Origin of the sequence: Agrococcus phoenicis, assembly GCF_047302415.1 — a bacterium.
Lineage (GTDB): Bacteria > Actinomycetota > Actinomycetes > Actinomycetales > Microbacteriaceae > Agrococcus.
This window is the reverse complement of record NZ_CP154854.1, coordinates 2,775,604-2,797,570: the sequence shown is the minus strand read 5'-3', so window position 1 is coordinate 2,797,570 and position 21,967 is coordinate 2,775,604. Positions and strand designations below refer to the sequence as shown.

Annotated in this window: 24 protein-coding genes; 14 read left to right on the top strand and 10 right to left on the bottom strand. The window is 72.0% G+C overall.

The annotated features are described in order from the left end of the window. The first annotated feature begins 69 nt into the window (after positions 1-69). From AA0Z99_RS13480 to AA0Z99_RS13470, 3 genes are read left to right on the top strand one after another with little or no spacing between them, the layout of a single operon-like run. Complete coding sequence (locus tag AA0Z99_RS13480; RefSeq protein ID WP_413318206.1) at positions 70-498, top strand: DUF1761 domain-containing protein; 429 nt, start codon at positions 70-72, stop codon at positions 496-498. Continuing rightward, the gene (locus AA0Z99_RS13475; protein WP_413318204.1) at positions 495-956 is read left to right on the top strand and encodes an SRPBCC family protein; all 462 of its coding nucleotides are present in this window, start codon (positions 495-497) and stop codon (positions 954-956) included. The genes AA0Z99_RS13480 and AA0Z99_RS13475 overlap by 4 nt, the downstream gene beginning before the upstream one ends. Before the next feature lie 40 nt (positions 957-996). Next, on the top strand, positions 997-1,584 hold the full coding sequence (locus tag AA0Z99_RS13470) for an NINE protein (protein WP_413318202.1): 588 nt from the start codon (positions 997-999) through the stop codon (positions 1,582-1,584). Between the two features lie 19 nt (positions 1,585-1,603). Here AA0Z99_RS13470 and AA0Z99_RS13465 read toward each other — a convergent pair whose 3' ends face one another. Continuing rightward, positions 1,604-1,894, bottom strand: coding sequence for a chorismate mutase (locus tag AA0Z99_RS13465; RefSeq protein ID WP_413318200.1), 291 nt, complete (start codon positions 1,892-1,894; stop codon positions 1,604-1,606). A 9-nt stretch (positions 1,895-1,903) separates the two neighbouring features. Then, positions 1,904-2,545: a GNAT family N-acetyltransferase gene (locus tag AA0Z99_RS13460; RefSeq protein ID WP_413320879.1), complete on the bottom strand. Its 642-nt coding sequence runs from the start codon at positions 2,543-2,545 to the stop codon at positions 1,904-1,906. A gap of 99 nt (positions 2,546-2,644) precedes the next feature. On the opposite strand from AA0Z99_RS13460, the gene gdhA reads away from it, so the two are divergent. From gdhA to AA0Z99_RS13445, 3 genes are all read left to right on the top strand, one after another. Continuing rightward, positions 2,645-3,991 (top strand): NADP-specific glutamate dehydrogenase, encoded by a 1,347-nt coding sequence (gdhA, locus tag AA0Z99_RS13455; protein ID WP_413318198.1) that lies wholly within the window; start codon positions 2,645-2,647, stop codon positions 3,989-3,991. A gap of 185 nt (positions 3,992-4,176) precedes the next feature. After that, positions 4,177-4,581, top strand: coding sequence for a VOC family protein (locus tag AA0Z99_RS13450; RefSeq protein WP_413318196.1), 405 nt, complete (start codon positions 4,177-4,179; stop codon positions 4,579-4,581). A 90-nt stretch (positions 4,582-4,671) separates the two neighbouring features. Beyond that, positions 4,672-6,006 (top strand): YihY/virulence factor BrkB family protein, encoded by a 1,335-nt coding sequence (locus tag AA0Z99_RS13445; protein WP_413318194.1) that lies wholly within the window; start codon positions 4,672-4,674, stop codon positions 6,004-6,006. 70 nt (positions 6,007-6,076) lie between these two features. Here the strand turns inward: AA0Z99_RS13445 and AA0Z99_RS13440 are convergent, their stop codons facing one another. Beyond that, on the bottom strand, positions 6,077-7,363 hold the full coding sequence (locus AA0Z99_RS13440) for an adenylosuccinate synthase (protein ID WP_413318192.1): 1,287 nt from the start codon (positions 7,361-7,363) through the stop codon (positions 6,077-6,079). A 296-nt stretch (positions 7,364-7,659) separates the two neighbouring features. On the opposite strand from AA0Z99_RS13440, the gene AA0Z99_RS13435 reads away from it, so the two are divergent. Then, positions 7,660-8,154: an FBP domain-containing protein gene (locus tag AA0Z99_RS13435; RefSeq protein WP_413318190.1), complete on the top strand. Its 495-nt coding sequence runs from the start codon at positions 7,660-7,662 to the stop codon at positions 8,152-8,154. 556 nt (positions 8,155-8,710) lie between these two features. On the opposite strand, the gene AA0Z99_RS13430 is transcribed toward AA0Z99_RS13435, so the two are convergent. From AA0Z99_RS13430 to AA0Z99_RS13415, 4 genes are read right to left on the bottom strand one after another with little or no spacing between them, the layout of a single operon-like run. Beyond that, the gene (locus AA0Z99_RS13430) at positions 8,711-9,652 is read right to left on the bottom strand and encodes a sugar kinase (protein ID WP_413318188.1); all 942 of its coding nucleotides are present in this window, start codon (positions 9,650-9,652) and stop codon (positions 8,711-8,713) included. After that, positions 9,649-10,272: a bifunctional 4-hydroxy-2-oxoglutarate aldolase/2-dehydro-3-deoxy-phosphogluconate aldolase gene (gene eda / locus AA0Z99_RS13425; protein ID WP_413318186.1), complete on the bottom strand. Its 624-nt coding sequence runs from the start codon at positions 10,270-10,272 to the stop codon at positions 9,649-9,651. The genes AA0Z99_RS13430 and eda overlap by 4 nt, the downstream gene beginning before the upstream one ends. After that, positions 10,269-11,024 (bottom strand): SDR family oxidoreductase, encoded by a 756-nt coding sequence (locus AA0Z99_RS13420; protein WP_413318184.1) that lies wholly within the window; start codon positions 11,022-11,024, stop codon positions 10,269-10,271. The genes eda and AA0Z99_RS13420 overlap by 4 nt, the downstream gene beginning before the upstream one ends. Then, entirely contained in the window at positions 11,021-12,046 is a 1,026-nt protein-coding gene (locus AA0Z99_RS13415; protein WP_413318182.1) for a zinc-dependent alcohol dehydrogenase, read from the bottom strand. Before AA0Z99_RS13415 ends, AA0Z99_RS13420 begins: the two co-directional genes overlap by 4 nt. A 157-nt stretch (positions 12,047-12,203) precedes the next feature. Between AA0Z99_RS13415 and dctP the strand changes: the two genes are divergently transcribed. The 5 genes from dctP to AA0Z99_RS13390 are packed head-to-tail and all read left to right on the top strand — an operon-like array spanning position 12,204 to position 16,710. Then, a complete protein-coding gene (gene dctP, locus AA0Z99_RS13410) occupies positions 12,204-13,220 on the top strand; it encodes a TRAP transporter substrate-binding protein DctP (protein ID WP_413318180.1) in 1,017 nt (338 codons plus the stop codon). Further along, positions 13,220-13,756, top strand: coding sequence for a TRAP transporter small permease (locus AA0Z99_RS13405; protein ID WP_413318178.1), 537 nt, complete (start codon positions 13,220-13,222; stop codon positions 13,754-13,756). Before dctP ends, AA0Z99_RS13405 begins: the two co-directional genes overlap by 1 nt. Next, positions 13,753-15,060, top strand: coding sequence for a TRAP transporter large permease (locus AA0Z99_RS13400; protein WP_413318176.1), 1,308 nt, complete (start codon positions 13,753-13,755; stop codon positions 15,058-15,060). The genes AA0Z99_RS13405 and AA0Z99_RS13400 overlap by 4 nt, the downstream gene beginning before the upstream one ends. 22 nt (positions 15,061-15,082) lie before the next feature. Further along, complete coding sequence (kduI, locus tag AA0Z99_RS13395) at positions 15,083-15,916, top strand: 5-dehydro-4-deoxy-D-glucuronate isomerase (RefSeq protein ID WP_413318174.1); 834 nt, start codon at positions 15,083-15,085, stop codon at positions 15,914-15,916. Between the two features lie 8 nt (positions 15,917-15,924). Next, on the top strand, positions 15,925-16,710 hold the full coding sequence (locus AA0Z99_RS13390; protein ID WP_413318172.1) for an IclR family transcriptional regulator: 786 nt from the start codon (positions 15,925-15,927) through the stop codon (positions 16,708-16,710). Positions 16,711-16,738: 28 nt separating this feature from the next. Here AA0Z99_RS13390 and AA0Z99_RS13385 read toward each other — a convergent pair whose 3' ends face one another. The 3 genes from AA0Z99_RS13385 to AA0Z99_RS13375 form a co-directional block, all read right to left on the bottom strand. Then, positions 16,739-18,088: a TIGR01777 family oxidoreductase gene (locus tag AA0Z99_RS13385; protein ID WP_413318170.1), complete on the bottom strand. Its 1,350-nt coding sequence runs from the start codon at positions 18,086-18,088 to the stop codon at positions 16,739-16,741. Between the two features lie 58 nt (positions 18,089-18,146). Further along, positions 18,147-18,629 (bottom strand): SRPBCC family protein, encoded by a 483-nt coding sequence (locus AA0Z99_RS13380; protein WP_413318168.1) that lies wholly within the window; start codon positions 18,627-18,629, stop codon positions 18,147-18,149. Between the two features lie 74 nt (positions 18,630-18,703). Then, entirely contained in the window at positions 18,704-19,144 is a 441-nt protein-coding gene (locus tag AA0Z99_RS13375; protein WP_413318166.1) for an SRPBCC family protein, read from the bottom strand. 188 nt (positions 19,145-19,332) lie between these two features. Here AA0Z99_RS13375 and argG point away from each other — a divergent pair, with 188 nt between their 5' ends. Then, positions 19,333-20,754, top strand: coding sequence for an argininosuccinate synthase (argG, locus tag AA0Z99_RS13370; protein WP_413318164.1), 1,422 nt, complete (start codon positions 19,333-19,335; stop codon positions 20,752-20,754). Positions 20,755-20,773: 19 nt separating this feature from the next. Continuing rightward, the gene (locus AA0Z99_RS13365; protein ID WP_413318162.1) at positions 20,774-21,967 is read left to right on the top strand and encodes a glycosyltransferase; all 1,194 of its coding nucleotides are present in this window, start codon (positions 20,774-20,776) and stop codon (positions 21,965-21,967) included.

The following is a 21,967-nucleotide window of genomic DNA, read 5'->3' as shown; positions in this document are numbered from 1 at the left end:
GACCGCCCACGCGGCTCGGCTGACCGAGGGGCCGGTTGAGAACGGGCGGCGCGAGCCTATGCTGCAGGCATGGATGTCCCTGCGATCAATCTCTGGGCCGTGCTGCTCGCGACCTTCGCCGCGATGGTGATCGGCTTCGTCTACTACCACCCGAAGGTGCTCGGCGCCTCGTGGATGCGCGCCATCGGCCACACGACCGAGTCGGTCGCCCGCGGCCCGAAGCCCTGGGTCTACCCGCTGATCGTCGTCTGCGCGTTCGTCACCGCGTGGGTGCTGGCGGGTGCCGCGTGGCTCTCGCACGAGTTCTACGGCGGCAGCTTCCTGCTCAACGCGCTCATCACGGCCTGGATCCTCTTCGTCGGCTTCACGCTCTCGCGCGTGGTCGTGCACGACGCGTTCGACCCGCGCGGGTTCCGCGTCACCCCGCACACCGGTCTCAACGAGCTGCTCATCATCACCGCGATGGCGCTCATCATCGGCGTCTGGCCGCCCGCGTGAGCGACCTGGTGCTGACGCTCGAGCGGCACGTCGATGCGTCGACGGATGCGGTGTGGCGCGTGCTCACGGATGTCGAGGGCAGCGCGGCGGTGCTGTCGGGGGTCACGCGCATCGAGCGGCTCGCGGGCGTCGGCTACGCGATCGGCGCCCGCTGGCGCGAGACCCGCAGGGCGATGGGCCGGGAGGCGACGGAGGAGATGGAGGTCGTCGGCATCGACGAGGGTCGGTCGACGATGATCGCCGCCGAAGCGCACGGCATGCGCTATCGCACCGAGTTCACGCTCGAGCCCGACGGCGACGGCACGCTGCTGCGCATGCGCTTCAGCGGCGACCTCGTCTCGCCCTCGTGGCTGCAGCGGGCGGTGGCGAAGCTGACCGCGGGCATCGGCATGCGGATGACGCGCACGATGATGCAGCAGGATCTCGACGACATTGCCGCGGCCGCCGAGCGCGCCTGAGCGCGCGCATCCGCCCACCGACGCTCGTAGAGTTGAGGGCGTGACCGACGAGCAGCCTGCAGCCCCCGGCTGGCGCGACGATCCGGACGGCAGGCGCCGCTGGTGGGATGGGCAGCGCTGGGGTGCGTACGCACCCTGGGACGCGCCGGACGACGGTTCGACGCCCGAGTCGCGCGCCTCGCTCGCGCGACTCGATCCCTCGCTGACGTTCGACCCGACCGCGACGGGTCGGGCGCAGCGCGCCGCGCACGGCGACGAGCGGGATGCGCCCCTGCAGGTGTCGCGCGCGTTCCTCGGCAACGGCCCCGGCGAGCCGCTCGACGCGGCCACGCCCGCACCGCGCGGTGCCGCGCCGTCGAGGCGCCTGCGCATCGCCTACGCGCTGCTGCTGACGCTCGGGCTGCTCGGCGGCCACCGGTTCTTCCTCGGCCGCGTCCGATCCGCGACGGCGCAGATGCTGCTGTCGTTCGCGGCCGCCGGGACGGTCGTGGTGGTGCAGGGCAGCGACGAGCCGCTGCTGCTCGCGCTCGTCGTGCCGGCCGCCGCGCTGATCTGGTGGATCGCCGACCTCTTCCGCACCGCGGGCATGGCGCGCGAGGCTGAGCGCCGCGACCCCGGTCAGCGCTGACCAGCGCTGACCGCAGCCGCTACTCGGCGCCGGCGATCCGCTCGTGGTGGTGGATCACCTCGGCGATCACGAAGGTGATGAACTTCTCGGCGAACTCGGGATCGAGCTCCGCATCCTCGGCGAGGCGCCGCAGCCGCGCGATCTGCCGCTGCTCGCGGCCCGGGTCGCTCGGCGGCATGCCGTGCTCGGCCTTCAGCTCGCCCACCGACTGCGTGAGCTTGAAGCGCTCGGCGAGCGTGTGGATCAGGATCGCGTCGACGTTGTCGATGGAGCGCCGGTAGCGCTGCAGCTGCTCCTCGGGCGTGCTCATGGACCCAGCCTAATTCTCGCCGGATGCTGCCCGCGCCCGCGCATCCAGCCGGGCCACGAGGCCGGCGCGCACGTCGGGCCACTCGGCCGCGAGGATCGAGGAGACGACGGTGTCGCGCAGCACCCCGCGGTGCAGCACGTGGCTGCGGAGGATCCCGTCCTGGTGCGCGCCCAGCCGCTCGATCGCCGCGCGCGACTGCTCGTTGCGGGCGTGCGTGCGCAGCTCGACCGCGACGCATCCGAGCCTGTCGAAGGCGCGCTCCAGCAGCAGCAGCTTCATGGCGGCGTTGACCCCCGTGCCCTGGTGCGCGATCGCGATCCACGTCGAGCCGATCTCGAGCCGCGGGGTCGCCGCGTCGATGTGCATGTAGGTCGTCATGCCGACCGCGCGACCGCCGACGACGACCGCCCACGGCACCATCGAGGCGGCAGCGTGCAGCCCGCGGCGCCGATCGATCTCGGCGCGCATCGCCGCGACCTCGGGGGGCGGCACGGTGGTGAATCGAGCGCGCTGCCAGAGCTCGCCCTCGGCGGCCGCCTGCACGAGGGCATCGGCGTGCGCGTGCCCGAGCGGCTCGAGGGTGACGAGCGGATGCGCGAGCACGGGCACGTCGAGGATCTCGGGTCGGTCGCTGCTCACCACGGCACCCATCCTGCCCGCCGCGGCCGGCAGCGCTGCGCGCGCACCGCTCGACGACACCGCCCGCGATACGCTCGACAGGTTGTCTGACACCCCCGAGGAGCCACCGCGATGACGCCGCTGCACCCCCACCTCGAGCCCGTCTTCGACGACGTGCTGCGGCGCAACCCCGGCGACGCGGAGTTCCACCAGGCCGTCCGCGAGGTCTTCGAGAGCCTGGGGCCGGTCGTCGCGAAGCGGCCCGACTACGTCGACGCGCAGATCCTGCACCGCATCGTCGAGCCCGAGCGGCAGATCATCTTCCGGGTGCCGTGGGTCGACGACAGCGGCGTCGTGCGGATCAACCGCGGGTTCCGGGTGCAGTTCAACTCGGCGCTCGGCCCCTACAAGGGCGGCCTGCGGTTCCACCCGAGCGTCTCCCTCGGCATCATCGCGTTCCTCGGCTTCGAGCAGGTCTTCAAGAACTCCCTCACCGGCCTGCCCCTCGGCGGCGGCAAGGGCGGCAGCGACTTCGACCCCAAGGGGCGCTCGGATGCCGAGGTCATGCGCTTCTGCCAGTCGTTCATGACCGAGCTCTCGAGCCACATCGGCCAGTTCACCGACGTGCCCGCCGGTGACATCGGCGTGGGCGCGCGCGAGCTCGGCTACATGTTCGGGCAGTACAAGCGGCTGACGAACGCCTACGAGTCGGGTGCGCTGACCGGCAAGGGGCTCACCTGGGGCGGCTCGCAGGTGCGCAAGGAGGCGACCGGCTACGGCACGATCTACTTCCTCGATCAGGTGCTGCACTCGAGGGGCGAGAGCCTCGAGGGCAAGCGGGTCGTCGTGTCGGGCTCCGGCAACGTGGCGATCTACGCGATCGAGAAGGTGCAGCAGCTCGGCGGAACGGTGGTCGCCGCCAGCGACTCCGGCGGCTTCGTCGTCGACGATCGCGGCATCGACCTCGAGCTGCTCAAGGAGGTCAAGGAGGTGCGTCGCGGCCGCATCTCGGAGTACGTCGACGCGCGCCCGCACGCCTCCTTCTCCTCGAAGGGCAGCGTCTGGTCCGTGCCGTGCGACATCGCCGTGCCCTGCGCGACGCAGAACGAGCTCGACGAGCAGGATGCGGTGACGCTCGTCGAGCACGGCGTGACCGTCGTCGGCGAGGGCGCGAACATGCCCGCGACGCAGGCAGCAGCGCGCGTCTTCGCGAGCGCGGGCGTGGCCTTCGTGCCCGGCAAGGCCGCCAACGCCGGCGGCGTCGCCACGAGCGCGCTCGAGATGCAGCAGAACGCCTCGCGCGACAGCTGGTCGTTCGAGCACACGGATGCGCGACTGCACGAGATCATGCAGGGCATCCACGACCGCTGCGCCGAGACGGCGGAGGAGTACGGGCGACCCGGCGACTACGTGGCGGGCGCGAACATCGCCGGCTTCAACCGCGTCGCCGACGCGATGCTCGCGCTCGGCGTCATCTGAGTCGCCTCCCCGGTCCGCTCGGCAGGATCGCGGCCTCGGCGTGACGCGGGGTGGCGCTGCGATGTGCACGGTGTCAACATGGTGCCGTGCTGCGCGCCGACGCGATGCTCGTCGGGGCGTTCTCGCAGCGCCACCGACCGCATCCCCACCGCCGGCGCCCGCGCCGGTCGACGAGAGGCACGACCATGACCGACATGGCCATCTACATCTGGTTCCCCGGCAACGCACGAGAGGCGCTCACGTTCTACCAGGGCGTCTTCGGCGGCGAGCTCGCGCTCCACACCCTCGCCGACATGGGGCGCACCGACGGCCCGGCGGATGCGATCGGGCACGGCATGCTGGTCGGCCCGGTCACCTTCTACGGCACCGACGCGGTCGGTGACGACGAGACGCTCGACATGCGCGGCGCGAGCGTCGCGCTGCTGGGCACCGCAGACCCCGCGACGCTCACGCGGTGGTACGAGGCACTCGCCGAGGAGGGCACGGTGCTGGATGCGCTGCAGGAGCGCCCGTGGGGAGCCAGCGACGGGCAGGTGGTCGACCGGTTCGGCCTCCGCTGGCTCATCGGCTTCGAGCACGCGGCATCCTGACACCCGCCCACGCCGGGGTACAACGCTCAGTCTCGCGCAGTAGCGTGCCAGCATGCGGTCCATGCCGGCGACGTGCGAGAGGACACCGCGATGACGACGAGAGACCCGATCGACGCGACGCTCGACGCTGCCGACGCGCCAGCACCCGACCACGGAGCGAAGCCGGACGACCCGCCCAAGCTGGAGGGCGCCAGCTGGAAGTACGCGTTCAAGCGCGCCATCAAGGAGTTCAGCAGCGACGGCGGCACCGATCTCGCCGCCATGCTGACCTACTACATGGTGCTGTCGCTCGCGCCCGGCCTGCTCGCCGTCTTCTCGATCATCACGCTGGTGTTCGCGAACAACGCGCAGACGGTCACGACGCTCGTCGATGACGTGGTGCAGCAGGTGCCCGAGGACTCCCGCGACCTCGTCGCCAACCTCGTCGAGACGATGACGAACTCGGCCACCGGCGGTGTCATCGCCCTCATCATCGGCATCGCGACAGCCGTGTGGTCGGCATCCGCCTACGTCAAGGCCTTCTCGCGCTGCATGAACATCGTGTACGGCATCGAGGAGGGCCGCGGCTTCATCAAGCAGACCGCCACGATGCTGCTGATCACCGTCTCGGTGCTCGTCGGGATCGTGCTGATCCTGGTGTCGATCGCGGTCAACGACGCGCTGGTGACCGGCATCCTCGGCCCCATCGCCGAGCCGCTGGGGCTCGGCGACTTCCTCGCCTTCATGACGCAGACCTTCCTGCCCGTCTGGGCGTGGGTGAAGTGGCCCGTCATCCTCGGCCTCGTCATCGTCATGATCGCGCTGCTCTACTACCTGGCCCCCAACCTGCAGCAGCCGAAGTTCACCTGGGTGAGCATCGGCTCGGTCGTCGCGATCGTGGGCATCGCGATCGCCGCGGTGGCCCTGACGATCTACTTCGCGCTCTCCTCCGGCTACGGGGCGTACGGCGCGATCGGCGGCGTCATGGCGCTGCTGTTCGCCCTGTGGGTCTTCAACATCGTCCTGCTGCTGGGCGCCGAGGTCGACGCCGAGGTCGAGCGCGCCCGCGAGCTGCAGGCCGGCATCGCCGCGGAGTCCGCGATCCAGCTGCCGCCGCGCGGCACGAAGAAGGTCGAGAAGATGGCCGAGGCACGCGACCAGCTCGAGGCCGAGGGTCGCGCGCTGCGCGAGCAGCACGCAGGGGACGAGCCGGCGCAGGGTGCAGACGAGCGCGGCCGCGATCGTGACGGCGGCCGCCGGCGGAGCGCCAGCGGTGACGAGCGCGCGTCGCGCCGCTCGAAGGCCGACCGCAAGGCGGCCGATCTCGCCGTCCGCGCGCAGCGCCTCAACGTCACCGCGGCTGCGCGCCAGCACGCCGACCTCAGTGCCGCCACCCAGCCCGCGAAGCGCTCCCGCCGCTGGCCCTGGCAGCGCAGGCGGGGCTGAGCCGCATCCGGCACATGCCCGCGCTGCGCGGGCGACGGGCTGAGGCGGACCGCGGCGGACCGCGGCGGCGTCAGCCGATCAGGTCGTGCACCTGCACGATGGCCTCGCGGTCGGCCCCCACGCCGATCGCCGAGATGCGTGAGCCCGAGCGCTCCTCGAGGAAGCGCACGTAGGCCTGCGCGTTCGCCGGCAGGTCGGAGAGCTCGCGGGCGCCCGTGATGTCCTCGCTCCAGCCCGGCAGCGTCTCGTAGATCGGCGTCGCGTGGTGGAAGTCGGACTGCGAGATCGGCATCTCGTCGAAGCGCTGGCCGTCGACCTCGTAGGCGACGCAGACCGGGATCTGCTCGATGCCCGTCAGCACGTCGAGCTTCGTCAGCACGATGTCGGTGAGTCCGTTGATGCGCGAGGCGTAGCGCGTGATGACGGTGTCGTTCCAGCCGCAGCGGCGCGGCCGGCCGGTGGTGGTGCCGAACTCGAAGCCGTTCTTGCGCAGCAGCTCGCCCCACTCGTCGAACAGCTCGGTCGGGAACGGGCCGGCGCCGACGCGCGTCGTGTAGGCCTTCACGATGCCGATGACCCGGTCGAGGCGGCCCGGCGCGACGCCCGAGCCGAGCGCCGCCCCCGCAGCCGTGGCCGTCGAGGACGTCACGAACGGGTAGGTGCCGTGGTCGATGTCGAGCATGGTGGCCTGGCCGGCCTCGAACACGACGGTCTTGCCCGCATCCATCGCCTGCGACAGCTCGAGCCCCGTGTCGGCGACCATCGGCCGGAGCCGGTCGACGTAGGAGACGAGGTCGTCGAAGATCTCCTCGCACGTGACGGCGCGACGGTTGTAGACCTTCGAGAGCATGTGGTTCTTGACGTCGAGCGCGCCGTCGATCTTCTGGCGGAGGATCGACTCGTCGAACAGATCCTGCACCCGGATGCCGACGCGATTGATCTTGTCGGCGTACGTCGGGCCGATGCCACGGCCGGTGGTGCCGATCGAGCGCTTGCCGAGGAAGCGCTCCGTCACCTTGTCGAGGGTGCGGTGGTAGTCGGTGATGATGTGCGCGTTCGCCGAGACGCGCAGCTTCGAGACGTCGACGCCGCGCGCGGAGAGCGCCTCGAGCTCGTCGAAGAGCACCTCGAGGTCGATGACGACGCCGTTGCCGATCACGGGCGTGACGCCCGGCGTCAGGATGCCGGAGGGCAGCAAGTGCAGCGCGTACTTCTCATCGCCGACCACGACGGTGTGGCCCGCGTTGTTGCCGCCGTTGAACTTGACGACGTAATCGGTGCGGCTGCCGAGCAGATCGGTGGCCTTGCCCTTGCCCTCGTCGCCCCACTGGGCTCCAACGATGACGATTCCTGGCATGGGAGCTTCCCTTCGACGGGTTCGCGTACACCCCACCCTATCGAGCCGAGCCCGTGCCGAGCTCGCGACCGGGGGCGTACGATGGCGCCGTGAGCTTCGCAGCAGCGACGCCCTCGAGGCGTGAGGAGGTCGTCGGCGGCACCCCCGCCGGCGGCAGGTAGTCGCCGCGCCCGGTCAGCCCGCGCGGCAGACCGGCACGCGGCACCGCGGCGGCCCGATCGGGCCCGCATCGCCGTGCCCTCATCCATCGACCGTCACCGGCCGAGCCTCGGCCGGCTCTCGAGAGGCGATCCCTCATGCTGCCCATCACTACCACCGACCTCCGCGCTGCCTTCGTGAACGCGAGCCGCAAGGAGGTGTCCTCCATCACCCTGCCCGACTGGTTCGACGACGCCGACTGGGACGCGCTCGACTACCTGGGATGGCGCGACCCGAAGATCGCGCGACGCGCCTATGTCGTCGCCCCCACCCTCGACGGCGAGCCCGTCGGCATCCTGCTGCGTCGCGCCGACGCCGCACCGCGCGCCAGGGCCCAGTGCTCCTGGTGCCAGGACGTGCGGCTGCCGAACGATGTCGCGTTCTACAGCGCGAAGCTCGCAGGCGCTGCGGGTCGCAACGGGAACACCGTCGGCACGCTCCTGTGCGAGGAGTTCGAGTGCTCGCGCAACGTGCGCACGCTGCCGCCCCTCGCCTACGAGGGCTACGACCGAGAGGCAGCGCGGCTGCGCCGCATCGATGAGCTGCGCATGCGTGCGGCGGGCTTCGCGGACGCGGTCGTGCGGCCGCGCTGACGCCTGCGGACGCCGCTCCGCTCGCACCGGCGGCGCACGGGTCGCTGACCCTCGTGCGCGCTGCACCCTCGGCACCGAGCGGCGCCTCCCGCGTTCCAGTGGCGCCTCCCGGGATTGAGTGGCGCCTCTCAGCGTCCAGTGGCGCAGTCGCAGGCCAGAACGCCAGTCGACGCTGGTGGGCGCCACTCGAATGCGGGAGGCGCCACTCGACGGCGGGAGGCGCCACTCGACGGCGGGAGGCGTCACTCGACGGCGGGAGGCGCCACTCGACGGCGGGAGGCGCCACTCAGCGGCGGGAGGCGCCACTCAGCGGCGGGAGGCGCCACTCAGCGGCGGGAGGCGCCACTCAGCGGCGGGAGGCGCCACTCAGCGGCGGGAGGCGCCACTCAGCGGCGGGAGGCGCCACTCAGCGGCGGGAGGCGCCACTCAACGTCGGGAGGCGCCACTCAGCGGGGGGAGGCGCGGCTCAGCGGGGGGAAGCGCGGCTCGACGTTGCGGGGGAGCGTTGCTGGATGGCGGAGGGGGGTGACCGAGGCGTGGGGGCGGGGGAGGCGGGTCAGCGCTGGACGGGGTCGCCGCCGTCGAGCAGCCGCGCGATCGCCTCGCGGTCGGGCGCAGCCTCCCAGTCGCCCGGCGCCGTGCAGGCGATGGCGCCGCACGCGGCCGCCGTGCGCAAGCGCTCGGCGAGGCCGGCCCCTGTCAGCAGCTCTGCGAGGTATCCGGCCACGAACGCGTCTCCGGCGCCGACCGAGTCGACCGCGTCGACCGCGAAGGCGAGCCGCTCGACCCGCTCGCCGCCCTCGAAGCCGATCGCGCCATCGGCGCCCAGCTTGATGACCACCTGGTCCGGGCCGAGCGCCGCGATCGCGTCGGCCTGCCGCTGCGGCTCGCGCTCACCGGTGAGCAGCTCGGCCTCGTCGCCGCCGGCGAAGAGCACATCGGCGCGCGCCGCGATCGAGCGATAGGCGGCAGCGGCCTCCTCCGCGCCCCAGAGCCGCGAGCGGTGGTTGACGTCGAAGGACACCGCGACGCCTGCGGTGCGCGCGGTGTCGATCGCCGCATCCAGCGCCGCGCGCGAGGAGTCGCTGAGCGCCGCGCTGATGCCCGTGACGTGCAGCAGACGGGCCCCGCGGATGCGCTCGAGGTCGAGGTGCTCCGGCGCCAGCCGCGAACCGGCGCTGCCCGCCCGGTAGTAGCTCACCGAGCTCGCGCCCGCCGCTGGCCGCTCCTTGAGCATCAGCGCGGTCGGCGCGTGCGCATCGATCGTGACCGAGGGCGTCACGCCCTCTGCTCGCAGCTGGCGCACGATGAGCCTGCCGAGCGCGTCGTCGCCCAGCCGGCCCATCCACGTGACGGGGGTGCCGAGCCGGGCGAGGCCGACGGCGACGTTGCTCTCGGCGCCGCCGAAGCCGAGATCCATGCTCGGCACCAGCTCGAGCCTGCCGATGCGACTGGCGACGAGCAGCCCGAGGGACTCCCCGATGGTGACGACGCTCACTGCGAGCCCTCCACGATCGCGACCGCCTCGCGGGCCGCTGCGGCGACTGCCGCGGGCCCCGCGGCGACGCGGTCGGCCGAGGCGATCCACGAGCCGCTGGCCGCGAAGACCGACGGATGCGCGAGGTAGTCGGCCAGGTTGGCCGGCTTGACGCCACCGGAGGGCATGAAGCGCACCCCCGGGAACACGGGGGCGAAGGCGTCGATCAGGCTGAGGCCGCCGACGGCTGCAGCGGGGAAGAGCTTCAGCCGGTCGAGGCCGAGCCGCAGGCCGCGCTGCACCTCGCTCGCCGTCTGCACGCCCGGCAGCACGGGCACGCCCGCGGCGAGCGCGGCCTCGACGACCTCCTCGTCGAGGCCCGGCGAGACGATGAAGCGCGCCCCGGCGTCGAGGCTGCGCTGCAGCTGCTCGAGCGTCAGCACGGTGCCCGCGCCGACCACGACGTCGCCTCGGGCCGCGATCCGGGCGATGCCCGCCAGCCCGAACTCGTTGCGCAGCGCCACCTCGATGACGGGCAGGCCGCCGTCGACGAGGCCCTGGGCGATCACGTCGGCGGCCGCCTCGTCCTCGACGGTCGCGAGCGGCACGACACCGCTCAGGTGGATGGCCTCGGCGCTCATCGCGCCATCCAACCACCGTCGACCGGCAGCGTCACGCCCGTGACGTAGGCCGCAGCGGGGCTCGCGAGGAACACCGTGGCGCCCTGCAGGTCCTCGGGTCGGCCCCAGCGCCCTGCAGGGATGCGCTCGAGGATCGCCCTCGATCGGCCCTCGTCCTCGCGCAGCGCCGCGGTGTTGTCGGTGGCGATGTAGCCGGGCGCGATGGCGTTGACCGTGACGCCCCGCGCTGACCACTCGTTGCTGAGCGCCTTGACCAGCCCCGCGATGCCGGACTTCGCAGCGGTGTAGCCGGGCACGTTGATGCCGCCTTGGAAGCTCAGCAGGCTGGCGGTGAAGATGACGCGGCCGTGACCGCGCTCGAGCATGCCGGCGCCGACGGCCTGCGTCAGCACGAACTGGTTGCGCAGGTTGACGTCGAGCACCTCGTCCCACCACTCGAGCGGATGCTCGGCGGCCGGCGAGCGGCGGATGGTCCCGGCGTTGTTCACGAGGATGTCGGCGCGATCTCGCACCGCCGCGCCGAAGGCGAGCACGGCGTCGCGGTCGGTGAAGTCGACGCGGTGGCCCTCGAACGCGCTACCGAGCTCGCGCACGCGCGCGCCGATGGCCCCGCCGTCGGCTTCCTGGCTCGCGGACGCGGCGATGATGTCGGCGCCTGCCGCCGCGAGGCCCTCGGCCATCGCGAAGCCGATGCCCCGGCGGGCGCCGGTCACGACGGCGGTGAGGCCGGCGAGGTCGAAGGTGGTGGTCATCGGTCTGCTCCCTGCACGTCGACGAGGATCTTCATGGCTGCCGCCGAGAGCAGCGCGTCGAACGCCGCCATCGTGTCGTCGAGCTGCACGACGCGGCTGATGAGGGCGGCCGCAGGCACGGCGCCCTGGTCGAGCAGCGCGATCGCGCGCTCGAAGTCCTCCCGCTCGTAGACGCGCGCCCCCAGCACCTCGAGCTCGCGCCAGAAGATGCGGTGGAGGTCGACGGGCACGGGCTCCGGATGGATCGCGACGAAGACGACGCGGCCTCGGGTGCGGGCGTGCCGGGTGGCGTCGAGCGCGGTGCCCTTCGTGCCCGCGACCTCGAAGACGACGTCGGCGCCGGCCCCGGCGGTGCGCGCCTCGACGACCGCGGCGAGATCCTCGGTGATCGGGTCGACGGCGATGGAGCCCTGCGCTGCGGCGAAGGCACGGCGCTCGGCGTCGGGCTCGGCGACGATGACGGTCGCCCCTGCAGCGCGCGCGACCACGGCGATCAGCTGGCCGATGGGGCCGCCGCCGATCACCACGGCCGTCTCGCCGGCCGCCAGTCGCGAGCGCCGCACGTCGTGCACGGCGACGGCGAGCGGTTCGACGAGCGCGGCGTGCTGGAGGGAGAGGCCCTCCGGCAGCGGCACGACGATCGAGGCGGGCACCGTCCACCGCTCCTGCAGCGCGCCGGGCGAGTCGATGCCGACGAAGTCGAGGCGCTGGCAGATGTGGGTGTGCCCGGCGGCGCACGAGGCGCACTCGCCGCACCAGCGCAGCGGCATCACCGTGACCGGCTGGCCGATCGAGAGCCGATCGACGCCATCGCCGACCGCGTCGATCACGCCGCTCATCTCGTGGCCGATGACGGCGGGCACGGCGACCCGCGCATCCATGTGGCCCTGCACGATGTGCAGGTCGGTGCCGCAGATGCCGTTGTAGGCGACGCGGATGGTCACCTCGTCCTGCGCGGGGGTGCGGGGCTCGGCGACGCCGACCTCCATGCGCCCGCTGCCGGTGTATCTCGCTGCTCGCAACGCCATCTCCTCTTCGAGCTCGTGCAGTCGGCTGATGAAACTTGCTTCCATTTGAAGTTCCATCTGGCGCAACTGAGTTCTATCTGGTTAGAGTAGCCCCCGACCCCGCCACGGGCGCAAGCCCGAATGCCACATGGCTCTCAACGAGGAGGAACTCATGCAGGGACGACGAATGCTGGGCGCGATGAGCGCCGCAGCGGTCATGACGATCGGCTTGGCCTCGTGCTCGGCCGGTGGCGCAGGCGGCGACGGCGAGCAGCCGGCGACGACCTTCCGCGTCGCGTTCAACCAGGACGCGAACCACCCCCAGGCGCAGGCGCTCGCGCAGCTCTCGGAAGAGCTCGAGGCCCGCACCGACGGCCAGTACTCGCTGGAGCTCTACACCGACGAGACGCTCGGCGACCAGGCCGAGACGATCGAGCAGGTGCAGTCGGGCACGATCGACTTCGCGATCGTCGCCGGCAGCCTGCTCGAGAACTTCGAGGCTGACATGTCGGTCGTGAACCTGCCGTACCTGTACGAGTCGCCCGAGCACCAGATGAGCGTGCTCAACGACCGGGAGATCGTCGGCGAGCTCTACGACGCGCTGCTCGACGACAACATCCAGGTCATGACCGCCTACCACGGCGGCGTGCGCAACGTGTACTCGAGCGTGGGCCCCGTGCAGACGCCCGCCGACCTCAGCGGCCAGAAGATCCGCGTCATCGGCTCCGACACGAACGTCCGGATGATGGAGCTCATGGGCGGCGTCGGCACGCCGATGGCGCAGGGCGAGGTCTACACCGCCATCCAGTCGGGCGTGCTCGACGGCGCGGAGAACAACGAGCTGATCTTCTCGACGCTGACGCACGACGAGATCGCGCCCTACTACTCGCGCACCCAGCACCTCATGATGCCCGACTACCTGATCGCGAGCCCCGCCGTCTGGAGCGGCCTCGACGAGGAGGCGCAGGGCATCTTCGAGGAGCTGCTCGCCGCATCCACCGAGACCGAGCTCGAGCTCTTCAGCGCCGCGGTCGACGAGGCCGTCACCGCCGCGGAGGAGGCCGGTGCCGAGTTCAACGACGTCGACATCGAGGCGTTCCGCGAGGCCGTGCTGCCGCTCCACGAGGAGCGCGTCACGACCGACGTGACGCAGGCGGTCTACGACGCCATCGAGGCGGCGCGCGGCTGATGGCTGCCGGGAAGCTCATGACGACGGCCAGGAGCTGGTTGGACACGACGCTGCGCGCGCTGTGCGTCGGCCTGTTCGCCCTGCTGGTGGTGCTGGTCGCCTGGCAGGTCTTCACCCGCCTCGTGCTCGGTGCGCCGAGCGCGTGGTCGGAGGAGGCCGCGCGGTTCACCTTCGTGTGGGTCAGCCTGATCGGGATCGCGATCGCGGTCGGCGAGAAGGCCGACGTCGTCATGGACTTCCTCGTCGAGAAGCTCCCCCTCCCCCTGCAGCGGGTCGCCGACATCCTCGCCTCCCTCGCGACGCTCGCGTTCGTGCAGTACGTGATGGTGTTCGGCGGCCTGCAGCAGGTGGCACTGGCATGGACCCAGCGGAACCCGCTGCTGCCGCTGACGCAGGGGCAGCTGTACCTCGCGCTCCCGATCTCCGGGGCGCTGCTCACCATCTACCTGCTCATCCACATCGTCACGACGCTCTCGAGCCGCTACACCGGCCACCTGGGCACCCCTGACGAGGACCTCGAGGCGGCTGCGCTGTGATCGACCCCGGCATGATCAGCGCCATCCTCATCGGCGGGCTCGTCCTGCTGCTGGCGATCGGCGCGCCCGTCTCGATCTCGATCGGCCTGCCGAGCGCGCTCTGCATGCTGCTGATCGTCGACTTCGACAGGGGCGCCATCACCACGGCCCAGCAGATGCTCGGAGGAGCGAACTCCTTCGCGCTGCTCGCCATCCCCTTCTTCATCCTCGCCGGCGTCATCATGAACAGCGGCGGCATCGCGCAGCGGCTCATCGACCTCGCGCGCGTGCTGGTCGGGCGCACCCCGGCCCCCCTCATCCAGACGAACGTCATGGCCAACACGATCTTCGGCGCCGTCTCGGGATCGGCCGTCGCGACCGCCGCCGCGATGGGCACCACCATGGCGCCGATGCAGCGCAAGGCCGGCTACGACAAGGCCTTCAGCACGGCCGCCAACGTGGCGTCGGCCCCTGCCGGCATGCTGATCCCGCCGAGCAACACCCTCATCGTCTACTCGCTCGCCGCCGGCGGCACCTCGGTCGGAGCGCTCTTCGTCGCCGGCTACGTCCCCGGCATCCTCTGGGCCCTCGCCTGCGCGGCGGTCGTCTTCGTCTACGCCCGCCGGCACCCCGAGCTCAAGGGCGAGCCGTGGCCCGCCGCCTCGGTGATGCTGCGCACCCTGTGGCGAGCCGTGCCGTCGCTCGGTCTCATCGTCGTCGCCATCGGCGGCATCGTCGCGGGCTTCTTCACCCCCACCGAGGGCTCGGCCGTCGCCGTGCTGTACGCGCTCGCGCTCTCCTTCATCTACCGGACCATCGCGATCAAGGACCTGCCTCGGATCCTCTTCGACGCCTGCCGCACGAGCGCGATCGTCATCTTCCTGATCGCCGTGGCGACGATCATGAGCTACGTCATGACCTATGCGCGACTGCCGCAGCTCATCGCGGAGTCGCTCTTCGGCTGGACCGACTCGAAGGTGGTGGTGCTGCTGATCATGATGGTGGTGCTGCTGCTCATCGGCATCCCGCTCGACCCGACGCCGGCCATCCTCATCTTCACGCCGATCTTCCTCCCCATCGCCGTCTCCTTCGGCATCGACCCCGTGCACTTCGGCATCATGATGGTGTTCAACCTGTCGATCGGCGTCATCTCGCCGCCGTCCGCACCCGTGCTGTTCGTGGGCGCGCAGGTGGCGAAGGCCCGCCTGGAGCCCGTGATCGTGAAGCTGCTGCCCTTCATGGCGGTGCTGATCCTGATGCTGCTGATCGTCGCCTTCGTCCCCGAGCTCTCGCTGACGCTGCCGCGCCTGCTCGGCCTCCTCTGACCCACCACCGGAAGGAAGCACCATGACCGCCATCTTCGGACCCACCTCGCCCGAGCAGGTTCCCGGCGCCACCCAGCAGCAGCTGCGCGACCGCTACCTCGTCGAGGACCTCTTCACGCCGGGCGCCGTGCGCACCGTCGTCACCCACTACGACCGGGTGGTGGCCGTCGGTGCCGTGCCGACGGAGGCGCCGCTCGCGCTCGAGGCGGTGCCGGAGATCCGCTCGGAGCGGTTCCTCGACCACCGCGAGATCGGCATCGTCAACATCGGGGCGGCCGGCACCGTGGTCGCCGACGGGGAGCGGTTCGCGATGGCGAGCGGCGCGTGCCTCTACCTCGGCCGGGGTGTCGGCGACGTGACCTTCGAGAGCGACGACGCCGCGAACCCGGCCCGGTTCTACGGCTTCTCGGCGCCCGCGCACACCACCTACCCGACCGCGCTCGTCGAGCCGGGGCAGGGGACGGTGCGGGAGCTCGGCGATCCGCTGACCTCGAACCGCCGCACGCTCAACCAGTACATCCACGAGAACGGCGTGCGCTCCTGCCAGGTCGTCATGGGCGTCACGCAGCTGCACCCGGGCAGCATGTGGAACACGATGCCGGCGCACACGCACGACCGTCGGACCGAGCTCTACGTCTACTTCGACGTCGCTGAGGACGCGCGCGTCGTGCACCTGATGGGCGAGCCGAAGGAGACGCGGCACCTGCTCGTCGGCGACGGCGGCCTCGTGCTCTCGCCCTCATGGTCGATCCACTCGGGCGTGGGAACATCGAACTACTCGTTCGTGTGGGCGATGGCCGGTGAGAACCAGTCCTTCGACGACATGGACGGTGTCGCGATCGTCGACATGAGATGAGGCAGACCATGACTGCTGAGGCGAGGGTGCTCGACACGAGCGCCGCCCCCTCGGGGGGTGCGAGCGAGAAGACGCTGCGCGTGCTCGAGGCCGCGATCCTGCACGATCGGTTCACCGACATCGTGGCGGAGTCGGGGCTCGCGAAGGCCACTGTGCACCGGATCCTCGCGACCCTCGTCGAGCAGGAGTTCATCACCGGCGACGCCGAGCGCGGCTACCAGCCCGGGGCTCGCTTCCTGCGGGTCGCCGGGCGAGCCGTCTCGACCATCGACATCTCGGCGATCGCCGGGCCGATCGTCGATCGCCTCGTGGCCGAGGTCGACTGCACCATCCACGTCGGCATCGCCAACGGGTTCGAGATGGTCTACGTGGTGCGCAAGGACTCCACGAAGCCCTACCGGATGGCGTCGCGCGTCGGCCTCTCCATGCCGATGCACTGCTCGGGCATGGGCAAGGCGGTGCTCGCCGGCTGGTCGGCCGAGCGCGTCGACGCGCTGATCGACGCGGTCGGCCTGCCCGCCCGCACCGAGGCCACGATCACCGACCCTGCCCTGCTGCACGAAGAGCTCGCGCGCGTTCGCGAGCGCGGCTACGCCCTCGACCTCGGGGAGAACGAGCGCGGCACCGTCTGCGTGTCGGCGCCGATCCGCGACCACCTGGGTCGCACGACCTACGGCATCTCGATCTCCTCGATCGCGCTCGAGCACCCCGGCTCCAGCATCGAGCAGCTCGCGCCGCAGGCGATCGCGGCAGCGGACGCGATCTCTCGAGCGCTCGGGGCGCCGAGCGACTGAGCGCCCCGCGGCACCGCGCGGCGGCGCGCTACCTGCCGGCTTCGCGCTGCCGGCCCAGCTGGTGCCGCAGGGCATCCTCCAGCCTCGGCCGACGGAAGCGGTGGCCGAGGCTCGCCAGTGCCGCCGGCACGACGTGCTGGTTGGCGAGCGCGAGCTCCTGCATGCCCTGCTGCCCGAGCAGGATGCGGGGCCCGATCGCGGGCGTCGGCAGCAGTGCCGGGCGGTGCAGGACGGATGCGAGCACCGACGCGAACTCCTCCTGCCGCACCGCCTCCGGCGCGACGCCGTTGACGGGGCCGTCGATGTGGTCGTCCACGATCGCGCGCACGTAGATGTCGACCAGGTCGTCGAGGTCGATCCACGACTGCCAGTGGGATCCGCCGGCGAGCGGACCCCCGAGGCCCGCCTGGTAGATCGGGCGCAGCACCTGCAGGATGCCGCCGCGCGGCGAGAGCACGAGCCCGGTGCGCACCTGCACGCTGCGCATGCCGTGCCCCGCGCGCGACTCCGCCTCCCAGTCGGCGACGACCTCGGCGAGGAACCCTCGGCCCCCGCCGCTCGTCTCGGCGAGCGTCGACTCGCCGCGATCGCTGCCGTACCAACCGATCCCGGAGGCGCTGACGAAGGCCTCCACGCCGCTGGAAGCGGCGAGCTCCGCGAGGCGACGGGTGGGCCCCACGCGACTGCTGCGGATGCTGTGCCGGTGCCCGGCGTCGAAGCGGCCGAAGATCGACGCGCCGGCCAGGTGCACGACCGCGTCGACGCCGTCGAGCAGGTCGGCGGCCGGCGCCGCGGGATCCCAGCGGCGCTCGCCCGGCCCGGCGTCCCGGCGCACCAGGCGGATGACCGTGTGGCCGCCCGTCGTGAGGAACGCGCGGAGCGCGGTGCCGATGAGCCCCCCGCCGCCCGTGACGGCCACGGTGAGCGGCGCGGCGCCGAGCTCGCGATGGCGGCGGATGTCGTCGGCGAGCTGGCGATGGCGGTAGACGAACATGGGGCGCAGCGCCTGCGAGCCGACCGGGGTGTCGACGATGTCGTGCACGCGGGTACCCGTGCCCGTCGGCAGGCCGACCGGCTCGAAGCGGTGCTCGTGTTGCCAGCGCACGGGTGCGAGCGCGAGCGAGCTCACGCCGTCGTCGACGCGCTCGTCGACGAACGCGCGACCGGCGACGTAGCCCTCGGGGTCGTGCTGGGCCGCCCAGATCTGCCCGCCGGGCAGCGCGAGCTCCGCGCGGCCGTCGACGAGCGAGGTCGCCTCACGACGGACCCGCCCCGGCAGCCACGGCGGCATCAGCCGCTGCAGCGCACCGGGGCGGGTGTGCCAGTCGAAGACCTCGTCGAGCGGTGCCGCTATCGTGCTCCAGTGCTGGATCCCCATGGCGGCACCGTACTCTCTGCGCCTCTGCGCTCGCCCGGTCGGCGAGGCGTCGGTGCGATCAGTGGCCGGTGCTGTCGGCAGGGCGATCGATGTCGCCCTCCCAGCCGGAGTTCGCAGCGTGCTCGGCGGGCGCCTGCTCGGCGATCTCCTTGAAGGTCCGCAGGTCCTTGCCGATCTGCAGGTCGTCGATCTGCAGGAGCGCGCCGGCCTGCTCGATGATGCCCTGCGGCTTCCAGTCGAGCTGCAGCGAGACGCGCGTCTGGTCGTCGTCGAGGCGGTGGAACGTCACGACGCCGGCGTGGGTCTCCCCGTCGGTCGACGTCCAGGCGACCCGCTCATCCAGGTGCTGCTCGGTGATCTCGGCGTCGAACTCGCGCTCGACCCCCGCGATCGAGACGACCCAGTGGAGGCGCTTGTCGTCCAGCTGGGTGATGGACTCCACGCCACCCATGAACTTCGGGAAGTCCTCGAACTGCGTCCACAGCGCGTAGACGGCGCTGATGGGGGCGTTGACATCGATGGAGTCGGTGAGCTTCGGCATGTCTGCATTCCTCTCGGTCGGACGGTGGGTCTGGTGCGGGCAGCGCGATCGGGGGCGACCGCTCCGCCTGGGTCTCAGGCTGCCTCGGCGGGCACTGCTGCCGCCGCGCGCGCCTCGGCGAGCGCGCGGAAGCGCTGCAGGTCGCAGCGGATGGTGAGCTCGTCGAGCTCCGGCGCTCCGGCGGGCGCGCGGTCGTCGCCGCGGGGCGACCAGATGACCCGGACGGTCACGGCAGTGCTGCCCTGGCCGGCATCGGCGAGCTCGACCCACCACCCCATGGTGGACTGGTCGACGCTCTGCCAGGCGATGCGCTCGTCGGGGACGTGCTCGGTGATCACGGCGTAGAACGACGGCTCGACGCCCGCGACAGAGACTCGCCAGCGCAGGCGCACTGCGGTCTCGGCGAAGACCGACTCGACGCCGGTCATGAAGCGCGGGAACGCGTCGAACGCGCTCCAGAGGCGGAACACCTCCGCTCTCGGGGCCGCCACCACGAACCGCTCGTCGACCTGCATCGCCCGTCTCCCCTTGCGCCTTGCCTCTGCCGCCGGGCTCGCGCCCCGCATCCGAGGTGCGAAATTTGTACCCCGTTACCTCAGCGTGACAGACCGCTCCGCGCGCATCACTGGGCTGGCTCCCAGGTTGCCCGCAGGCCGCTCCGCTCGCCGACGTCGGCAGCGCGCATCCCGAATAGGATTGGGGCATGTCCAAGGTCCTCTCCTCACTCCCCGTCGGCGAGCGCGTCGGCATCGCCTTCTCGGGCGGGCTCGACACCTCGTGCGCCGTCGCGTGGATGCGGCACAACGGCGCCGTGCCCTTCACCTACACCGCCGACATCGGGCAGTACGACGAGCCCGACATCGACGCGGTGCCGGGGCGCGCCACCGAGTACGGCGCCGAGGGCTCGCGCCTCGTGGACGCCAAGTCGGCGCTCGTCGAGGAGGGCCTCGTGGCGCTGGCGACCGGAGCCTTCCACATCCGCTCCGGGGGCCGCACGTACTTCAACACCACGCCGCTCGGGCGGGCCGTGACCGGCATGCTGCTCGTGCGCGCCATGAAGGAGGACGGCGTCGAGATCTGGGGCGACGGCTCCACCTACAAGGGCAACGACATCGAGCGGTTCTACCGCTACGGCCTGATGGCGAACCCCGGCCTGCGCATCTACAAGCCCTGGCTCGACGCGCGCTTCGTGAGCGAGCTCGGCGGGCGCAAGGAGATGTCGGAGTGGCTCGTCGAGCACGGCTACCCCTACCGCGACGCGACGGAGAAGGCCTACTCCACCGACGCCAACATCTGGGGCGCGACGCACGAGGCGAAGACGCTCGAGCACCTGGACGAGTCGATGGAGGTCGTCGAGCCCATCATGGGCGTGAAGTTCTGGGACGAGTCGGTCGCGATCCCGACGGAGGACGTCGCGATCCGGTTCGAGGCCGGTCGCCCCGTGGCGATCAACGGCACCGAGATGCCGGATGCGGTGGCGCTGGTCATGGAGGCGAACACGATCGGCGGTCGCCACGGCCTGGGCATGAGCGACCAGATCGAGAACCGGATCATCGAGGCGAAGAGCCGCGGCATCTACGAGGCGCCGGGCATGGCGCTGCTGCACATCGCCTACGAGCGCCTGCTGAACGCGATCCACAACGAGGACACCATCGCGACGTACCACGAGCAGGGCCGCCGACTCGGGCGGCTGATGTACGAGGGCCGCTGGCTCGACCCGCAGTCGCTCATGCTGCGCGAGTCGATCCAGCGCTGGGTGGGTTCGTCGGTCAGCGGCGAGGTCGTGCTGCGACTGCGCCGCGGCGAGGACTACTCGATCATCGACACCCGCGGCGAGGGCTTCTCGTACCACCCCGACAAGCTCTCGATGGAGCGCGTCGGCGACGCCGCCTTCGGGCCGGAGGATCGCATCGGGCAGCTCACGATGCGCAACCTCGACATCGCCGACTCGCGCTCGCGCCTGGAGGGCTACGCGGCCGCCGGGCTCGTCGAGGGCGAGACGGCGAAGCTGCTCGGCGCGCTCGAGGCGGGTCGCGCGGCCGAGATCATGGTCTCGCCCGACGCCGACCCCGAGGCGCTCGAGCAGTGGAACGACCGCGCGGCGATGGATCTCGGCACCGACTGAGCGGGCGGAGCCCGGGCTCATGAGGCTGCTGCTCGCCACGGCAGGCTCGCGCGGCGACGTCGAGCCCTTCGTCGCGCTCGCCACTGCTGCCGTCGCTCGCGGACACGAGGTGCTGCTCGTCGGGCCCGCGGGCACCGCGGCGCTGGCAGCAGCCTCGGCCGGCGTCGAGGTGCGCGAGCTCGGGGTCGACTACCGGCGCCTGCTCGAGGAGCAGGGAGGTTCGCCGCTGCGCGCGATGCGATCCTTCGGCCGCGTCGTGCGCCCCGCGATGCGCGAGGTGATCGTGGAGAGCGCGCGGATCGCGCTCGAGCACGCGCCCGACGCGCTCGTGCACCACCCGAAGGTGCTCTCGGCGGCGATGGCCGCGAGCCGGGTGGGTGCCGCGAGCGTGCTCGCAGAGCTGGTGCCGACGGTCACCCCGACCGCAGCGTTCCCCGCCGCGGGGACCATCCCGGCGGGACCGGGGCTGCTGAACCGGGCCAGCTACCGGCTGGGCGGGGCCGCTGCGGCGATGTTCCGCAGGGAGCTCGGCGAGGCGGCGACGCTGCTCGGCCACCCCGCGCCCGCCGCCACCGCCGCCGCGCTCATCCCCGTCAGCCCGACGCTGCTGCAGCGGCCCGGCGACTGGCCCGCATCCGCCCGCCTCACCGGCGCCTGGAGCGCCGCGGGGCAGGCCGAGCGCCTGGATCCCGAGCTCGAGCGCTTCCTGCAGCGCGGCGACGTGCTCGCAGTGGGGTTCGGCTCGATGTCCTCCGGCGATCCCCTGCGGCGTGGAGCCGCCTTCGTGGAGGCGGCCCGCGCGCTCGGGCTCCGCACGCTGGTCATCCGCGGCTGGGGCGGCGCGGACGTGCCCGAGCGCCTGCGCGGCGACGATGTGCTGGTGGTGGATGCCGCGCCGCACGCGACGGTGCTGCCGCGCGTGCTCGTCGCGGCGCATCACGGCGGCGCCGGCACCGCGCACGCCGCGGTGCGGGCGGGCGTCCCGTCGGTCGTCATGCCGTTCCTCGCCGACCAGCCCTTCTGGGCCGCTGCCCTGCGTCGCCGCGGGCTCGCCCCGGCACCGCTCCGACGCGGCGCGGGTGCGCGGAGCATCGGCGCCGCCGTCGAGCAGGCGCTGCGCTGCGGCGCACGCGCCCGGGTCGCTGCCGAGCGCATGGCTCGGGAGGACGGCACCGGCACCGCGCTCGACGTGCTCGAGTCGCTCAGCGGCTGA

What these genes read in the sequence shown, in the direction of transcription:
- AA0Z99_RS13365 (WP_413318162.1), top strand. Translation starts at nt 20,774, where the DNA reads ATGAGGCTGCTGCTCGCCACGGCAGGCTCGCGCGGCGACGTCGAGCCC.
- AA0Z99_RS13375 (WP_413318166.1), bottom strand. Translation starts at nt 19,144, where the DNA reads ATGCAGGTCGACGAGCGGTTCGTGGTGGCGGCCCCGAGAGCGGAGGTG.
- AA0Z99_RS13385 (WP_413318170.1), bottom strand. Translation starts at nt 18,088, where the DNA reads ATGGGGATCCAGCACTGGAGCACGATAGCGGCACCGCTCGACGAGGTC.
- kduI (WP_413318174.1), top strand. Translation starts at nt 15,083, where the DNA reads ATGACCGCCATCTTCGGACCCACCTCGCCCGAGCAGGTTCCCGGCGCC.
- AA0Z99_RS13420 (WP_413318184.1), bottom strand. Translation starts at nt 11,024, where the DNA reads ATGACCACCACCTTCGACCTCGCCGGCCTCACCGCCGTCGTGACCGGC.
- argG (WP_413318164.1), top strand. Translation starts at nt 19,333, where the DNA reads ATGTCCAAGGTCCTCTCCTCACTCCCCGTCGGCGAGCGCGTCGGCATC.
- AA0Z99_RS13440 (WP_413318192.1), bottom strand. Translation starts at nt 7,363, where the DNA reads ATGCCAGGAATCGTCATCGTTGGAGCCCAGTGGGGCGACGAGGGCAAG.
- AA0Z99_RS13480 (WP_413318206.1), top strand. Translation starts at nt 70, where the DNA reads ATGGATGTCCCTGCGATCAATCTCTGGGCCGTGCTGCTCGCGACCTTC.
- AA0Z99_RS13435 (WP_413318190.1), top strand. Translation starts at nt 7,660, where the DNA reads ATGCTGCCCATCACTACCACCGACCTCCGCGCTGCCTTCGTGAACGCG.
- AA0Z99_RS13380 (WP_413318168.1), bottom strand. Translation starts at nt 18,629, where the DNA reads ATGCCGAAGCTCACCGACTCCATCGATGTCAACGCCCCCATCAGCGCC.
- AA0Z99_RS13405 (WP_413318178.1), top strand. Translation starts at nt 13,220, where the DNA reads ATGGCTGCCGGGAAGCTCATGACGACGGCCAGGAGCTGGTTGGACACG.
- AA0Z99_RS13460 (WP_413320879.1), bottom strand. Translation starts at nt 2,545, where the DNA reads ATGGGTGCCGTGGTGAGCAGCGACCGACCCGAGATCCTCGACGTGCCC.
- eda (WP_413318186.1), bottom strand. Translation starts at nt 10,272, where the DNA reads ATGAGCGCCGAGGCCATCCACCTGAGCGGTGTCGTGCCGCTCGCGACC.
- dctP (WP_413318180.1), top strand. Translation starts at nt 12,204, where the DNA reads ATGCAGGGACGACGAATGCTGGGCGCGATGAGCGCCGCAGCGGTCATG.
- AA0Z99_RS13450 (WP_413318196.1), top strand. Translation starts at nt 4,177, where the DNA reads ATGACCGACATGGCCATCTACATCTGGTTCCCCGGCAACGCACGAGAG.
- AA0Z99_RS13465 (WP_413318200.1), bottom strand. Translation starts at nt 1,894, where the DNA reads ATGAGCACGCCCGAGGAGCAGCTGCAGCGCTACCGGCGCTCCATCGAC.
- gdhA (WP_413318198.1), top strand. Translation starts at nt 2,645, where the DNA reads ATGACGCCGCTGCACCCCCACCTCGAGCCCGTCTTCGACGACGTGCTG.
- AA0Z99_RS13445 (WP_413318194.1), top strand. Translation starts at nt 4,672, where the DNA reads ATGACGACGAGAGACCCGATCGACGCGACGCTCGACGCTGCCGACGCG.
- AA0Z99_RS13390 (WP_413318172.1), top strand. Translation starts at nt 15,925, where the DNA reads ATGACTGCTGAGGCGAGGGTGCTCGACACGAGCGCCGCCCCCTCGGGG.